13 protein-coding genes are annotated in these 15,346 nt (G+C 66.9%); 12 read left to right on the top strand and 1 reads right to left on the bottom strand.

Annotated elements, in window-relative coordinates; genetic code table 11:
• Complete coding sequence (locus MKI88_RS13625; RefSeq protein ID WP_241631936.1) at positions 1-1,407, top strand: amino acid permease; 1,407 nt, start codon at positions 1-3, stop codon at positions 1,405-1,407.
• Between the two features lies 1 nt (position 1,408).
• Here MKI88_RS13625 and MKI88_RS13620 read toward each other — a convergent pair whose 3' ends face one another.
• Positions 1,409-1,777, bottom strand: a complete 369-nt coding sequence (locus tag MKI88_RS13620; RefSeq protein ID WP_241631959.1) for a DUF2147 domain-containing protein — start codon at positions 1,775-1,777, stop codon at positions 1,409-1,411.
• 155 nt (positions 1,778-1,932) lie between these two features.
• On the opposite strand from MKI88_RS13620, the gene MKI88_RS13615 reads away from it, so the two are divergent.
• The 11 genes from MKI88_RS13615 to modA all read left to right on the top strand — a co-directional run bounded on the left by MKI88_RS13615 (position 1,933) and on the right by modA (position 15,345).
• Positions 1,933-3,132, top strand: coding sequence for a parallel beta-helix domain-containing protein (locus MKI88_RS13615; RefSeq protein WP_241631935.1), 1,200 nt, complete (start codon positions 1,933-1,935; stop codon positions 3,130-3,132).
• Entirely contained in the window at positions 3,129-4,160 is a 1,032-nt protein-coding gene (locus tag MKI88_RS13610; protein WP_241631934.1) for an SO2930 family diheme c-type cytochrome, read from the top strand. The genes MKI88_RS13615 and MKI88_RS13610 overlap by 4 nt, the downstream gene beginning before the upstream one ends.
• 71 nt (positions 4,161-4,231) lie before the next feature.
• Complete coding sequence (locus MKI88_RS13605; protein ID WP_241631933.1) at positions 4,232-5,107, top strand: S-methyl-5'-thioadenosine phosphorylase; 876 nt, start codon at positions 4,232-4,234, stop codon at positions 5,105-5,107.
• Positions 5,104-8,688: a hydantoinase B/oxoprolinase family protein gene (locus MKI88_RS13600; RefSeq protein ID WP_241631932.1), complete on the top strand. Its 3,585-nt coding sequence runs from the start codon at positions 5,104-5,106 to the stop codon at positions 8,686-8,688. The genes MKI88_RS13605 and MKI88_RS13600 overlap by 4 nt, the downstream gene beginning before the upstream one ends.
• A 75-nt stretch (positions 8,689-8,763) precedes the next feature.
• Positions 8,764-9,468 (top strand): DUF969 domain-containing protein, encoded by a 705-nt coding sequence (locus MKI88_RS13595; protein WP_241631958.1) that lies wholly within the window; start codon positions 8,764-8,766, stop codon positions 9,466-9,468.
• A complete protein-coding gene (locus tag MKI88_RS13590) occupies positions 9,465-10,418 on the top strand; it encodes a DUF979 domain-containing protein (RefSeq protein WP_241631931.1) in 954 nt (317 codons plus the stop codon). Before MKI88_RS13595 ends, MKI88_RS13590 begins: the two co-directional genes overlap by 4 nt.
• On the top strand, positions 10,415-11,419 hold the full coding sequence (locus tag MKI88_RS13585) for a DUF2891 domain-containing protein (protein WP_241631930.1): 1,005 nt from the start codon (positions 10,415-10,417) through the stop codon (positions 11,417-11,419). The genes MKI88_RS13590 and MKI88_RS13585 overlap by 4 nt, the downstream gene beginning before the upstream one ends.
• Positions 11,416-12,051: a maleylacetoacetate isomerase gene (gene maiA, locus MKI88_RS13580; RefSeq protein WP_241631929.1), complete on the top strand. Its 636-nt coding sequence runs from the start codon at positions 11,416-11,418 to the stop codon at positions 12,049-12,051. The genes MKI88_RS13585 and maiA overlap by 4 nt, the downstream gene beginning before the upstream one ends.
• An 8-nt stretch (positions 12,052-12,059) precedes the next feature.
• Positions 12,060-14,111 carry a TonB-dependent receptor gene (locus MKI88_RS13575; RefSeq protein WP_241631928.1) on the top strand — a complete coding sequence of 684 codons (2,052 nt, stop codon included), beginning with the start codon at positions 12,060-12,062 and terminating at the stop codon, positions 14,109-14,111.
• A gap of 18 nt (positions 14,112-14,129) precedes the next feature.
• Positions 14,130-14,510, top strand: a complete 381-nt coding sequence (locus MKI88_RS13570) for a winged helix-turn-helix domain-containing protein (protein WP_241631927.1) — start codon at positions 14,130-14,132, stop codon at positions 14,508-14,510.
• A 70-nt stretch (positions 14,511-14,580) separates the two neighbouring features.
• The gene (modA, locus tag MKI88_RS13565) at positions 14,581-15,345 is read left to right on the top strand and encodes a molybdate ABC transporter substrate-binding protein (RefSeq protein WP_241631926.1); all 765 of its coding nucleotides are present in this window, start codon (positions 14,581-14,583) and stop codon (positions 15,343-15,345) included.
• Position 15,346: the final 1 nt, after the last annotated feature.

Below are 15,346 nucleotides of genomic sequence, written 5' to 3'. Positions count from 1 at the left end.
ATGAACAGACTGTTGCGGCGCAAGACGATTCTCACCGGAGAGGACCAGCCGCACGAACACCGCCTGACCCCAACGCTGTCCTGGCCGCATCTCGTGGCGCTCGGCGTCGGCGCGATCGTCGGGACGGGGATATTGACGCTGATCGGCGTCGGCGCCGATCGTGCCGGCCCCGCGGTGCTGGTCTCGTTCGCGATCGCCGGGGTGATCTGCGCATGCGCCGCGCTCGCCTATGCCGAGATGTCGACGATGATGCCCGCCTCGGGCAGTGCCTATACCTACAGCTATGGCGTGCTGGGAGAGGTGTTCGCCTGGGTGGTGGGGTGGAGCCTGATTCTCGAATATTCGCTGGTTGTGTCAACCGTCGCGGTCGGCTGGTCGGGCTATGCCGCGCCACTGCTCGAGGCATGGCTGGGATTCCCCATGGCACTGGCGCAGGGCCCCGAACTCGGCGGGATCATCAACCTGCCCGCGATCTTCATCATCGCGGTCGTCGCCGGCCTGCTGATGCTGGGGACCAAGGAAAGCGCGACGCTCAACGCCGCGCTCGTCATCATCAAGATCGTGACGCTGGCGCTGTTCGTTGCGGTCGCGCTGCCGCATTTCAACGCGACGCATCTCGAACCCTTCATGCCCTTCGGCTTCGGCAAGTCCATGAACCCCGATGGCGTCGAGCGCGGCGTGATGGCGGCCGCGGCGATCATCTTCTTCGCCTTTTACGGCTTCGATGCGATCTCGACCGCGGCTGAGGAAACCAAGAAACCTGAGCGTGATCTGCCGATCGGGATCGTCGGTTCGATGCTCGTCTGCACGCTGATCTACATGATCGTCGCCGCCGCCGCGGTCGGCGCGCTGCCCTTCACGCAATTCGCCAACAGCCCCGAACCGCTGGCACTGATCCTCCGGCAGATCGACCAGCCGGGCGTGGCAACTATCGTCGCCGCAGCGGCCGTGATCGCGCTTCCCACCGTCCTGCTTGCCTTTCTCTATGGCCAGACCCGCATCTTTCTCGTGATGGCGCGCGACGGTTTCCTCCCCGCAGCGCTTGCCAGAATCTCGCTCAGGCGCGGCACGCCCGTGCGCATAACGCTCATCACCGCGCTGTTCGTTTCGATCATCGCAGGGCTGGTGCCGCTCGACGAGATCGCGGCGCTCGCCAATTCGGGGACGTTGATCGCCTTCATCGCGGTGTCGGTGTGCATGCTGGTGCTGCGCAGGCGCGCGCCCGACGCGCATCGGCCGTTCCGCACGCCCGCGGCCTGGCTCGTCGGCGGCACTGCGATCGCCGGGTGCATCTACCTGTTTCTGAGCCTGCCGGTGCAGACGCAGAAATGGTTCTTTGTCTGGAACGCCTTTGGGCTGCTCGTCTATTTTCTGTACGGGATGCGGCGCAGTCTGGCGGACCGTTGAGCTAGCGGGCGGGCTTCCAGGTCTGCGACTGGCAGAACACCGCGATGCAACCCTTCACATTCAGCGTGCCGTCGGCGTTACGCTGCAACACCGAGCGATAGGTCTTTCCCCTTTCGGGATCGTAGATCGAACCCTTCCACTCGGCGCCGGCTGCGGTGAAGCCCGTCAGGATCGAAAGCCCGACGATCGGCCGGTTGCGCAGGCGCGCGTCAGGATTGTTAACGTCGTTCTGCGGCTTGCCAGGCACAGGCCTGAGCACGCGCGCGATCTTGCCGCACAGCGTCTTGCCGCAGGGGGCGATCTCGACCAGCGCTTTGCCGCCTTCAGTCACCCAGCGGCCGGTCACAGGTTCCGCCGCATGTGAAGCCATGGGGAGGAGGAGCGCCGGCAACAGAAGAGCAATTTTCACGCTGGCAATCCCTTGCTGACTTGCGACGCGGTTGCGCTGCCTCACATTGACATTCGTGTAAGCGACCTGCATCCCAAGGTCAAAGAAGCCTTTGCATGAAGGAGAGGCCGTTGGGGATGCGACTGAAATGCGCGGTGGCCGCGGGGGCGCTGGTGGCGGCCCCCTGCTTCGCGAAAACCATTGCCGTGGCGCCGGGCGCCGACGCGCAGGAACGCCTGCAGACCGCACTGATCGAAGCCCTGCCGGGCGATATCGTGTCGATCGGTGAAGGCCGGTTCGAGCTGACCGACGGACTCTCGCTCGATGTCGCGAAGGTGACCGTGAAGGGCGCGGGACCGGACAAGACCGTGCTGAGCTTCAAGGGGCAACAGGGCGCGGGCGAGGGGCTGCTCGTCACCTCCGACGATGTGGTGCTGCGCGACTTCGCGGTCGAGGATTCGAAAGGCGACGGCATCAAATCCAAGGGCGCTGACCGGATCGTTTACCTGAATGTCCGCGTCGAATGGACCGGCGGCCCGAAGGAAACCAACGGCGCTTATGGCGTCTATCCCGTCGAATCACGCGATGTGCTGGTCGACGGCGTGACTGTGAAGGGGGCATCGGACGCGGGCATCTATGTCGGTCAGTCGAAGAACATCGTCGTGCGCAACTCAACTGCGATGTTCAACGTCGCGGGCATCGAGATCGAGAATTGCTACAATGCCGATGTCTACGCGAATGTAGCAACGCGCAACACCGGCGGCATCCTTGTCTTCGACATGCCCAATCTGCCGCAGATGGGCGGACACAGCGTGCGGGTGTTCCGCAACACCGTGGTGAACAACGACACGCCCAATTTTGCGCCCAAGGGCAATATCGTCGCGACCGTGCCCACAGGCACGGGCGTGATGCTGATGGCCAACCGCAACGTCCATGTCTTCGAGAACAGGCTGGCCGACAACGCCACCGCAAACGTGATGGTCGTTTCGTACAAGAAACCGTTTGACGACAAGAATTACGATCCGCTCGCACGCGACATCGTGGTACGCGACAACCAGCATGGCCGCGCCGGCTGGGCGCCGGGCTTCGAAGGCGGCGCGCAGCTTGCCGCAGCGCTTGGCGGAGGCATCCCGCCGATCCTCTGGGATGGAACGGGCAAGGGCAAGGCGCTGATCCAGGTGCGCGAAAAGGTGCCCGTGCTCTCGCTCGGCCTTGCCGAGCCGACTTCGCCGGCCGGCGAAGCGAAGCCCGAACCCGTGGACCTTTCGGGCGGCGCCCCCATCGCCGAACCCGCGGCCGTCGTGCTTCCGCCGCAGATGGAGGCGGCGGCCAGGTGATCCGTCCGATCGGAGTGCTGCTCGGCTGGCTGGCGCTCACGAGCGCGGCGCCACCGCCGCCCGTGGCGCTCGAACTGATCCTCGGCGATACGCTTCCGCAGAAGCTCGCGGACTTCCGCTTCTTCACCGACGCCGGGGCGACAGCGCCCAATGCGCGTGTCGAGCCATATGCGCTCAACACGCCGCTCTTCTCGGACTATGCCGAGAAATTCCGCTTCATCTATGTGCCGCCGGGGAAGACGATCGCGTACACCGAAACAGGCGTGCTCGACTTCCCCGTCGGGAGCGCACTGATCAAGAGCTTCGGCTATCCGGCCGACATGCGTGCGCCGACCAAAAATGTGCACATCCTCGAGACACGATTGCTGCTGCGTCGGGAAAGCGGGTGGGTGGCGCTGCCCTATGTCTGGAATGCGGATGGCACCGAGGCGGTGCTGAAGCGCGGCGGAACGCGGCTGCCCGTGTCGTGGATCGATGCGCGGGGCACGAGGCGCGAAATCAGCTATGCGGTGCCCAACCAGAACCAGTGCAAGGAATGCCATGGCAGCGCGGGCCAGATCGTTCCAATCGGACCGCGGGCAGGTAACCTCAATGACGGCGCGCGGCTCCAGAAACTCTACCGCGCCGGCATGCTCGACAGTGCGCCCGCGGATGCGCCGCGCCTGCCGCGTTGGGACGATGCGCGCTCGGGCACAGTCGCCCAGCGCGCGCGCGCCTATCTCGATGTCAACTGCGCGCATTGCCACAGCCGCGCGGGCGCCGCGAGCAATTCGGGGCTGTTCCTTGCATATGATGAGGCGAGCGCCGTGGCGGTCGGCGTCGGCAAGGTGCCCGTCGCGGCGGGTCGCGGATCGGGCGGGCTTTCGCTCGACATTGCGGCCGGACACCCCGAGCAGTCGATCCTGCTCTATCGGATGAACAGCACCGAGCCCGGCATCGCCATGCCCGAAGTGGGGCGTGCGACGGTGCATGAGGAGGCGGTCGCGCTACTGCGCCAGTGGATAGCGGAGATGCCCGCCGCGCGCTGATTGCAACAGCGGCCTTGCCGTTGCTGCGCCGACAGTGTTCATGGGCCGCGCAACAGATTCAGGGTGACGGCGTGGCAAGCGAATGGGTGATCGGCGTGATCGGGGGATCGGGCCTGTACGATATCGACGGGCTGGAGGATGCCGAGTGGATCCCCGTCGCCTCGCCCTGGGGCCAGCCTTCGGACCATCTTCGCATCGGGCGCATCGCAGGCGTGAAGTTCGTCTTCCTGCCGCGCCACGGCCGCGGCCATCCGCTGTCCCCGAGCGGCATCAACGCGCGCGCAAATATCGACATATTGAAGCGCGCGGGCTGCACCGACATCATATCGCTGTCCGCGATCGGGTCGCTGCGCGAGGAACTGGCGCCGGGCAGGTTCGTCGTCGTCGACCAGTTCGTCGACCGCACCTTCGCGCGCGAGAAGAGCTTTTTCGGCAACGGCATGGTCGCGCATGTCTCGGTTGCCGAGCCCGTCTGCCCGCGGCTTTCGACGATGCTCGGCGAAGCGGGACGCAGGGCGGGCGTGGATGTCCATCAGGGTGGCACCTATCTGGTGATGGAAGGGCCGCAATTCTCGACGCGCGCCGAAAGCCTGCTCTATCGCCAATGGGGCTGCGACGTGATCGGGATGACCGCGATGCCCGAGGCCAAGCTCGCGCGCGAGGCCGAACTGCCCTACGCGCTGATCGGCATGGTCACCGATTATGACTGCTGGCGCGACGGCGAGGACCATGTCGATGTGGATACGGTGATCGCGCAATTGAGGGCCAACGGTGATACGGCCAAACGGCTGGTTGTCGAATTCGCGCAAGCCCTTCCGCCGGTGCGCGAAGCGTCGCCGATCGACACGGTGCTTGATGTCGCGCTGATGACCGCGCCCGACAAGCGCGATCCGCAATTGATGGCACGGCTCGACGCGATCACCGCGCGGGTGCTGTCGGCGCGATGAGCGACTGGGCCTTCTCGATCGACCGCGGCGGCACCTTCACCGACATTGTAGCGCGCGCGCCCGACGGGCGGTTGCTGACCGCCAAGCTGCTGTCGGATAACCCCGAACGCTATGACGACGCTGCGGTCGAGGGCATTCGCCGGCTGATGGCAGGACAGGAGGGCGGCGCGATCGAGACGGTCAAGATGGGCACAACGGTCGCGACCAACGCGCTGCTCGAACGCAAGGGCGAACGCGTCGTCCTCGCGATCACGCGCGGCTTCGGCGATGCGCTCAGGATCGGCTATCAGGCGCGGCCGAAGATCTTCGCGCGACATATCGAACTGCCCGAGCCCTTGTACGAACGCGCGGTCGAGATCGACGAGCGCGTGACGGCCGCGGGCGATGTGCTTCAGCCGCTCGATGTCGAGGCGGCGCGCGTGGGGCTGCAGGCGGCATATGACGCGGGCTTTCGTGCGATCGCGATCGTGCTGATGCACGGCTGGCGCTGGACCGCGCACGAACAGGCTCTCGCCCGCAAGGCGCGCGAAATCGGCTTCACGCAAGTTTCGGCGAGCCATGAGGTGGGGCCTCTGATTAAACTTGTGGGACGTGGCGATACGAGCGTGGTCGACGCCTATCTCTCGCCCGTGCTCAGGCGTTACGTCGACCGTGTCGTTGCGGCGCTGGGCGCCGAGACGCGGCTGCTGTTCATGCAGTCGAGCGGCGGGCTGGTCGACGCCGCGCGCTTTCAGGGCAAGGATGCGATCCTGTCGGGTCCGGCGGGCGGGATCGTCGGCATGGTCAGGACCGCTGCCGAGGCGGGCTTTGACCGCATCATCGGTTTCGACATGGGGGGCACCTCGACCGACGTTTCGCACTATGCGGGCACGTACGAGCGCACCAACGAGACGATGGTCGCGGGCGTGCGCGTGCGCGCGCCGATGCTCGAGATCCATACCGTCGCCGCGGGGGGCGGTTCGATCTGTTCCTTCGATGGCAGCCGCTTCCGGGTCGGCCCCGATTCCGCGGGCGCGGTGCCCGGTCCGGCCTGCTATCGCCGTGGCGGGCCACTGACCGTCACCGACTGCAATGTGCTGCTCGGCAAGATCCGGCCCGAGCATTTTCCCGCAGTGTTCGGCGCGCAGGGCGATCAGCCGATCGATGCCGAAATCGTGCGCAGCAAGTTCGCGGCGCTCGCCGACGAGGTCGCCGCGGCGACGGGGCAGCGCATGACGCCGCAGGCGATCGCGGAAGGGTTCCTCAGGATCGCGGTCGAGAACATGGCGAGCGCGATCAAGCAGATCTCGATTGCGCGGGGGCACGATGTCACGCGCTATACGCTCGCCTGTTTCGGCGGCGCGGGCGGGCAGCATGCGTGCATGGTCGCAGACGCGCTCGGCATGGAGCGCGTGATGATCCATCCGCTCGCGGGCGTGCTCTCGGCCTATGGCATGGGGCTCGCGGACGTGAATGTGCTACGCGAGGAAAGCTGCGGGCTGCCGCTCGGCGGCGACATTTCGCGCATAGATGCGCTCGCCGAAGCCGCGACCGGCGCGCTTGCGGCGCAGCAACTGCCGCTCGCTGCGATGACGGTGCTGAGGCGCGCCGCGCTGCGCTATGACGGCAGCGACAGCACGCTCGAGGTGGCGTTCGATACGCCCGATGCGATGCGAAGCGATTTCGAGACGCAGCATCAGGCGCGCTTCGGCTTCACCGCGCCCGAGACGCAGGTGATTGTGGAGACGCTGGTCGCCGAAGCGGTCGGGAAACCCGAGGATGCGGGCGGCGGCTTGCAGGCACCGATGGGCGGGGCCGAACCCAATGCGGGCGCCGACGTTTATGACCGTGCGACGCTGGGCGCGGGAACGCGGCTTGTTGGCCCCGCGCTGATCATCGACCCTTCGGCCACCACCGTGGTCGAGCCCGGCTGGCAGGCCGAGGTCGACGCGATCGGCAACCTGATCCTCACGCGCGCGGTGCCGCGTGAGGCCGCGCCCGCGATCGGCACCGATGTGGATCCGGTGATGCTCGAGATCTTCAACAACCTCTTCATGGCGATCGCGGAGGAGATGGGCGTCGCGCTCCAGAACACAGCGAGTTCGGTCAATATCAAGGAGCGGCTCGATTTTTCGTGCGCGCTGTTCGACCGTGACGGCGCGCTGATCGCCAATGCGCCGCACATCCCGGTGCATCTGGGGTCGATGGGCGACAGCATCCGCACCATCATTCAGGCACGGGGCGGTGCGCGCGACGGGCGCGGGATGAAGCCCGGCGATGCCTATGTCCTGAACGCGCCCTATCGCGGTGGCACGCATCTGCCCGACATCACCGTGATCATGCCCGTCTTTCTGGAGGGCGGCGTCGAGCCCGACGCCTTTGTCGCGGCGCGCGGGCACCATGCCGATATTGGCGGGATCGCACCCGGGTCCATGCCGCCCGACAGCCGGAGCGTCGATGAAGAGGGCGTGCTGATCGATAATATGCTGCTCGTCGACGAGGGACGCTTTCTCGAGGTGGAGATGCGCGCACTGCTTGCGCTGGGACACTGGCCCGCGCGCAAGCCCGATCGCAATATCGCCGATCTCAAGGCGCAGGTCGCGGCCTGCACCAAGGGGGCCGGCGAGCTGCGCCGCGTTGCGAAAGAGTACGGTGCAGGCGTGATCCACGCCTATATGCGCCACGTTATCGCCAATGCCGAGGAAGCCGTGCGCCGGCTGATCGAGGGTCTCTCCGACGGCGAGGCCCGTATCGAGATGGACAATGGCGCGGCGATTTTGGTGAAGGTGAGCGTCGACCGTTCCGCGCGATCGGCACGGATCGATTTCACCGGCACGAGTGCGCAGCTGCCCGACAATTTCAACGCGCCCTATTCGATCTGCCGCGCAGCGACGCTCTACGTCTTCCGCACGCTCGTCGACGATGCGATCCCGATGAATGACGGGTGTCTCTTGCCCATAGAGCTGGTGGTTCCCGAAGGCTCGATGCTCAATCCGCGCTATCCTGCGGCGGTGGTGGCGGGCAATGTCGAGACGAGCCAGGCGATCACCGACGCGCTGTTCGCGGCGACCGGGGCGCTCGCCAATTCGCAGGGGACGATGAACAACTTCACCTTCGGCAATGATCGCTACCAATATTACGAGACGATCGCAGGCGGCGCGGGCGCGGGGCCGGGCTTTGACGGCGCGAGCGCGGTGCAGACGCACATGACCAACAGCCGGCTGACCGATCCCGAGGTGTTGGAAGCACGCTTTCCCGTTCTGCTCGAATGCTTCGCGGTGCGCGGTGGATCGGGCGGGGCCGGCGCCAACCGCGGCGGTGACGGCGTCGAGCGCCGCATCCGTTTCCTCGAGCCGATGCGCGCGGGCATCCTTTCGAACCGGCGGCGGATCGCGCCGGCCGGGCTGAACGGGGGCGGCGATGCGAAGCCGGGCGTCAATCGCGTGGTACGTGCGGATGGTGGAGAGGAGCTGCTTGCTGCGACCGCCGGCGCGGACATGGCCGCGGGAGATGTCTTCGTGATCGAGACGCCGGGGGGTGGGGGATATGGTGCCCGCCCCGGCACCCCCGATTGTCATTCCCGCGAAAGCGGGAATCCATGAACACGAACCACTCCGGAAAAGTCCGTGTTCATGGATCCCGGATCAAGGGATGACAAGAAAGGGAGCGCGCGCATGATGCACTTTCTGCCGCTGATCGGCATCGCGATCGTCGTCATTGGCTTTGTGCTGCGGTTTAACCCGCTGCTTGTCGTCACTGTTGCGGCGCTCGCCACCGGGATCGCCGCGGGATTCGATCTGGTCAAAGTGGTGGCCGCGCTGGGCAAGGCGTTCAACGACAATCGCTATGTCAGCGTGATCTGGATCGTGCTGCCCGTGATAGGGCTCCTCGAACGTTACGGGCTCCAGCAGCGCGCGCGCACGCTGATCGCGGGGCTGAAGGGCGCGACCACGGGCAAGTTGCTGCTCGCCTATCTCGGTATTCGCCAGATCACCGCTGCGCTCGGGCTCACATCGGTTGCGGGGCATGCGCAGACCGTCCGCCCGCTCGTCGCGCCGATGGCCGAGGCCGCGGCGGAGCAGCAGACTGGCAATCTTGATGATGCGACTCGCGAGAAGGTGAAGAGCTACGCCGCCGCAACCGACAATGTCGGGTTGTTCTTCGGCGAGGACATCTTCATCGCGATCGCCTCGATCCTGCTGATCAAGGGCACCTTCGAGACCTATGGCATCGAGCTCGCGCCGCTCCAGCTTTCGGTCTGGGCGATACCGACCGCGATCCTCGCCTTCCTGATCCATGGCGCGCGGCTGATGCTGCTGGATAGGACGCTCAGGCGCATGGCGCAGCCGGAACCCGTTGCGGTAACGGAGATGGCGCCATGATCACGCTGGACTGGCTCTATACGCTGGGTGGCGCGATGTTTGCGGTCTTCGCGCTACTGAGCGCGCTCGACGCGAGCAATCCGAAGCGCTTCGGCAACGCGGCGTTCTGGGGGCTGCTCGCGCTGAGCTTTCTCGCGGGCAACCGGCTTGGCGATTTCGGCAATGGCGTGCTCGTTCTCTGCCTCGTCGGGCTTGCGGGTTTCGGGCTGCTCGGCCGGGGTGAGCCGCATACGACCACGCTCGCCGAACGCGAGGCGCTGTCGGCGCGGCTGGGCAACAAGCTGTTCCTGCCCGCGCTGATCATCCCGGTGACCGCGCTGCTCGGCACGCTTGCCTATAACTACACGCCCTTCGGGCAATCGGGGATATTCGATCCTAAATGGGTGACGCTGATCCTGCTTGGCGTGGGCGCGCTCACTGCGCTCATCGTGTCGATGGCCTGGCTGCGCCCGCCCGCGCTTGCGCCGCTCAACGAGGGACGCCGGCTGATGGATTCGGTCGGCTGGGCTGCGGTGCTGCCGCAGATGCTGGCGAGCCTCGGCGCGGTCTTCGCGCTTGCGGGTGTGGGCGACATTATCGGCGAGCTTGCGGGGCAAGTGATCCCCGATGGCAATCGCTTCGCCGCGGTTGCGGTCTATGCGCTGGGCATGGCGTTGTTCACGATGATCATGGGCAATGCCTTTGCCGCCTTTCCGGTGATGGCGGCGGCGATCGGCGTGCCGCTGCTGATTCAGGATTTTGGCGGCGATGCCGCGGTGATCGGCGCGGTCGGCATGCTCGCGGGCTTTTGCGGAACACTGATGACGCCGATGGCCGCCAACTTCAACATCGTCCCCGCCGCGCTCCTCGAACTGAAAGACCGCAACGGCGTGATCAAGGCGCAGATCGGTACCGCGCTGCCACTGCTGATCTGCAACCTCCTCCTCATCTATTTCCTGGCGTTTCGATGACCCACAAGCTCACCCCCGAAATGGCGGCGCATTTCGCCGCGCTCGCGCTCGGCCATGTCCGGCGCGAATATCCGCACAAGCTCGACCATGTGATGGACGGTCCCGAGGATGTGCTCGGACCGCGCGCGCTGCACCCGATCTTCCATGGCAGTTTCGACTGGCATAGCTGCGTCCATGGCTACTGGATGCTGCTCAGGATCCTGCGGCTCTTTCCCGATCTGCCGGTGGCGGCTGAGATCAGGGCGCTCGCCGACGAAATGCTGGTGCCGCACAAGATCGCGGGCGAGCTCGCCTATCTCGACCGCGCCTATACCGGCGGGTTCGAGCGGCCCTATGGCTGGGCGTGGCTGCTCGCGCTGCACGCCGAGGCGGCGCGGCACGCGGATGCCGAATGGGGCGAAGCGCTCGAGCCGCTTGCGCGCGCCTTTGCCGATCGCTTCCATGGCTTCCTACCGAGGCTGACCTATCCGATCCGGACGGGGACGCATTTCAATACCGCCTTCGCGCTCGTGCTCGCGCTCGCATGGGCCGAGACGCATGACAAAGCGCTCGCGGGGCTGATCCGTGCGCGCGCGGTCGATTATTATGGCGCGGACCGGGGCTGCAACGGCTGGGAGCCGGGGGGCGACGATTTCCTCTCCTCCGCGCTGATCGAGGCGCTGGCGATGAAGCGTGCGCTGCCGCGCGATGCCTTCGCCGGATGGTTCGCGGCATTCTTGCCCGATCTCGCGACGGGTACGCCCGCGAGCCTGTTTACCCCCGCGACGGTATCCGACCGCAGCGACGGCAAGATCGCGCATCTCGACGGCTTCAACCTCAGCCGCGCATGGTGCTGGCGCGAGATCGGGGACGCGCTTGACGGCCCCATGATGATGCTTGCGCGCGATATGGCGGACGTGCATCTGGCCGCGAGCCTGCCGCATGTGGCGGGCGACTATATGGGCGAGCACTGGCTGGCGAGCTTCGCGCTGCTGGCGCTGACCGCGGGAGAGAGCGAATGACCGTCCGCCTGTTCGATTATTACCGATCCTCGGCGAGCTATCGCGTCCGCATCGCGCTCAACCTCAAGGGCATCGCCTATGAGCGCGTCGACATCAGCCTGCTTGCGGGTGACCAGCGCAGCGCGGAGAACCTCGCGCGCAATCCGCAGGGCTTCGTGCCCACGCTCGAGGTCGATGGCGCCTTCATCCCGCAATCGCTCGCTATCATCGACTATCTGGACGCGCGCAATCCCGAGCCGTCGCTGCTACCGCGCGACGCCGTCGCACGCGCGCAGGCGCTGGCGCAGGCGCTGGTGATCGCGGCGGACACGCATCCGATCAACAATCTGCGCATCCTGCAATATCTGAAGAACGAACTCGGGCTCGACGAGGCAGCGCGCACTGCGTGGATCCATCGCTGGATCGGCGAGGGCTTTGCGGCGCTCGAGGCGATGACGACGCCGGGCGCGCGCTTCCTTGGCGGCGACCGTCCGGGGCTCGCGGACATCTGCCTCGTCCCGCAGATGTACAATGCGCGGCGCTTCGCGATGCCGCTCGATGCCTATCCCGCACTGGTGCGGATCGACGCGGCCTGTGCCGAGGTCGAGGCCTTTGCAGCGGCGCATCCCGACCGTTTCGCTCCGGCGGCCTGAGCCCCCTCATGCGTCACGTGCTTCCCGCGCTGTTGTTGGCCGCCCCCGCCGTCGCGCATGCCGAGGGCGAGATCATCGTCACGGGACACGGTCTTGAAACGGCGGCCGGTGATGCCGCCTATGACATCGTCACCATCGATCGCGACCGGCTGACGAGCAGCGCGAGCGACCGGCTCGAGGACGTGCTGCGTGATGTCGCGGGGCTGCAGCAGTTTCGCCGGTCGGATGCGCGCTCGGCCAATCCGACGAGCCAGGGCGTGACCTTGCGCGGACTGGGGGGCAATGCGTCGAGCCGCGCGCTGCTGATCCTTGACGGCGTGCCGCAGACCGACCCCTTTGGTGGCTGGATAAGCTGGCCCGCCTTTGTGCCCGAGCGGCTCGATCAGGTACGAGTCACGCGCGGCGGGGGAAGCGGGGTTGCCGGGCCGGGCGCGCTGGCGGGGACGATCGAGCTGGCGAGCGCGGGTGCCGACACGCTCGCGCCGTGGGGACTGTCCGCAGCCTGGGGCAGCCGCGATTCGGTGCAGGCCGATGCGTCGCTTGCCGCACAACTGGGGCAGGGCTTCGTGACTCTGGGCGCGCGCTACGAGCGGGGCGACGGTTTCATTCCGGTGGTGCGCGAAGACCGTGGCGCCGCCGATCGCCCCGCGCCATACGAACAGGCGAGCCTTTCGGCGCGTGCGGTGGTGCCGCTTTCTGCGGCGACCGAGCTTCAGGCCAATATGCTGCTGTTCACCGACCGCCGCGAACGCGGTTTCGCTTTCAGCGACAATGGCAGCGACGGCGCCGATGCGAGCGTGCGGCTTGTCGGGCGCGGCGACTGGGGCTGGTCGGCGCTCGGCTATCTCCAGATCCGCGATTTCCAGAGCAGCTTTGCGAGCCTCAATGCCGACCGCTCGGTTGCGACGCAGACCTCGGACCAGTACAGCGTCCCGTCCACGGGGCTGGGCGCGCGCTTCGAGCTGCGCCCGCCGCTGGGCGAGGCGACCGAGCTGCGGCTTGGCTCTGACTGGCGGCGTGCGAGCGGCGTGACGCACGAATTCTTCCAATATGTCGCGGGCAATCCGACGCGCGGGCGGGAGGCGGGCGGTCGCAGCGACACGTTGGGCGCTTTCACCGAACTATCGGCCGAGCTGTCCGAGGCACTGACGCTGACCGGCGGCGCGCGGATCGATCATTGGTGGATCGCGGGCGGCTTTCTGCGCGAGCGCCAGCTTGCCGGCGCGCCGATCACCGACACCGATTTCGCCGACCGGCAGGGCTGGGAGCCGACCGCGCGCGCGGGGCTTGCCTTCCGACCCGTGGAGGCGGTCACGCTCCGAACCGCCGCCTATCTCGGCTGGCGGCTTCCGACCCTCAACGAGCTTTATCGTCCCTTCCGCGTCGGCGCCGACGCGACCGCCGCTAACGCCGATCTCGCGCCCGAGCGGCTCAAGGGTGTCGAGGCGGGGATCGACTGGCGCCCGCTTGCCAATACGCGGCTGAGCGCGACGGTCTTTGCGAACCGGCTCGAGGATGCGATCGCCAATGTCACGATCGCGCGCGGGCCCGGAGCCTTTCCCGGGGTCGGTTTCGTCTCGGCGGCGGGCTTCTATCGCCAGCGGCAGAATCTCGATGCGGTGGAGGCAAAGGGAGTCGAACTCGACGCGGTGCTGTCGATCGCCGATTTCCGGCTTTCGGCGTCCTATGCCTGGACCGACAGCCAGGTGAAGGCGTCGGGCATTGCGCTGCCGCTCGACGGCTTGCGGCCCGCGCAGACTCCCGAGCACATGGCCTCCGCAACGCTCGGCTGGCAGTCACAGGCGCACGCGGGCGCCTCGGTGACGCTGCGCTATGTCTCGGACCAGTATGAGGATGACCAGAACCAGATCGCGCTTGATGACGCCTTTACCGTCGATGCGCGGCTGGCATGGGCGGTGGTGGACGGGCTGCTGATCGAGGCGCGCGGCGAGAATCTTGCCAATGCGAGGATCGAGGCCGCGCGCAGTTCGGGTGGCGTGATCGAGCGCGCGACGCCGCGGACGCTGTGGATCGGCCTCAGCTATTCGGGCGGCACCTGACGCGAAAGGGACGCAGCGATGACCGACGGTGCCACGCTCAAGATCAAGGCGCAGATCATGCTTGGCGACGAGATCGCAATGGGGCCGGGCAAGGCGGCGCTGCTCGAGGCGATCACGCGCGAAGGATCGATCTCGGCCGCCGGCCGCGCGCTGGGAATGAGCTATCGGCGCACATGGATGCTCGTGGATACGATGAACCGCTGTTGGGCGCAGCCGCTGGTCGAAACCGCGGCGGGCGGCCGGCATGGCGGCGGCGCGAGGCTGACCGAAGCCGGCGCGCGCGTGCTCGCGCATTATCGCGCGATCGAGGCGCAGCTTGGCGATGCGCAAGAGGGCACCGACTGGGGCGTGCTGCGCGGCCTCCTGCGCGACCTGCCCGAACCGTCGCGTAGCACCTGACCCAACAGCATGCTGGCATGCCACGCACATCGCTGTATAGGATGATGCATAACGCGAGCCGAGGGCGGAAATGCACAAACTGCTGACAAGGCTGATCATCCTCTGTCTGATGGCGCTTGGCACGCCGGCGACGGCGCAGCAGCGCGGGCCGCTGGTGCTCGCGGCGGCGAGCCTGCAGGAATCGCTGACCGCCGCGGCCAATGCCTGGGCGGCCAAGGGGAATGCGCGCCCCGTCCTGTCCTTCGCGGCATCTTCGGCACTCGCGCGGCAGATCGAGGCCGGGGCGCCCGCGGACATCTTCGTCTCGGCGGACGAGCCCTGGATGGACTCGGTTGCGCAGAAGGGGCTGATCCGCAAGGGGACGCGCGTCTCCTTCCTCGCCAACCGGCTGGCGCTGATCGCGCCGGCATCCAGCCGCGTGACGCTGCCGATCGCGCGCGGATTCCCGATCGCCCGCGCGCTGGGCGACGGGCGGCTGGCGATGGCCGATCCCGATGCTGTGCCCGCGGGGCGCTATGGCAAGACGGCGCTGATGACGCTCGGCGCCTGGCCTTCGGTCGCCAATCGCATCGCGCGCGCGGAGAATGTCCGGGCGGCGATGGCGCTGGTCGAACGGGGTGAGGCGCCGCTCGGAATCGTCTATGCGACCGATGCGCGCGCCTCGCAAAAGGTGAAGCTGGTCGGGCTGTTCCCGGCGTCGAGCCATCCGCCGATCACCTATCCGATCGCGACGCTCGCGGCATCGCGTCATCCGCAGGTTGAGGGCTTCAGGCGCTTTCTGATTTCGCGCGAGGGCAAGGCGATCTTCGCGCGCTTTGGCTTCCAGCCGCGCTGAC

Source organism: Sphingomonas sp. LaA6.9 (assembly GCF_022601895.1).
Classification (GTDB): domain Bacteria; phylum Pseudomonadota; class Alphaproteobacteria; order Sphingomonadales; family Sphingomonadaceae; genus Sphingobium_A.
This window is presented reverse-complemented; position numbering and strand designations above follow the sequence as displayed.

Excerpts from the sequence above, each read along its gene's own strand:
- MKI88_RS13625 (WP_241631936.1), top strand. The coding sequence starts at position 1 with ATGAACAGACTGTTGCGGCGCAAGACGATTCTCACCGGAGAGGACCAG.
- MKI88_RS13620 (WP_241631959.1), bottom strand. The coding sequence starts at position 1,777 with ATGGCTTCACATGCGGCGGAACCTGTGACCGGCCGCTGGGTGACTGAA.
- MKI88_RS13615 (WP_241631935.1), top strand. The coding sequence starts at position 1,933 with ATGCGACTGAAATGCGCGGTGGCCGCGGGGGCGCTGGTGGCGGCCCCC.
- MKI88_RS13600 (WP_241631932.1), top strand. The coding sequence starts at position 5,104 with ATGAGCGACTGGGCCTTCTCGATCGACCGCGGCGGCACCTTCACCGAC.
- MKI88_RS13595 (WP_241631958.1), top strand. The coding sequence starts at position 8,764 with ATGCACTTTCTGCCGCTGATCGGCATCGCGATCGTCGTCATTGGCTTT.
- MKI88_RS13590 (WP_241631931.1), top strand. The coding sequence starts at position 9,465 with ATGATCACGCTGGACTGGCTCTATACGCTGGGTGGCGCGATGTTTGCG.
- MKI88_RS13585 (WP_241631930.1), top strand. The coding sequence starts at position 10,415 with ATGACCCACAAGCTCACCCCCGAAATGGCGGCGCATTTCGCCGCGCTC.
- maiA (WP_241631929.1), top strand. The coding sequence starts at position 11,416 with ATGACCGTCCGCCTGTTCGATTATTACCGATCCTCGGCGAGCTATCGC.
- MKI88_RS13575 (WP_241631928.1), top strand. The coding sequence starts at position 12,060 with ATGCGTCACGTGCTTCCCGCGCTGTTGTTGGCCGCCCCCGCCGTCGCG.
- MKI88_RS13570 (WP_241631927.1), top strand. The coding sequence starts at position 14,130 with ATGACCGACGGTGCCACGCTCAAGATCAAGGCGCAGATCATGCTTGGC.
- modA (WP_241631926.1), top strand. The coding sequence starts at position 14,581 with ATGCACAAACTGCTGACAAGGCTGATCATCCTCTGTCTGATGGCGCTT.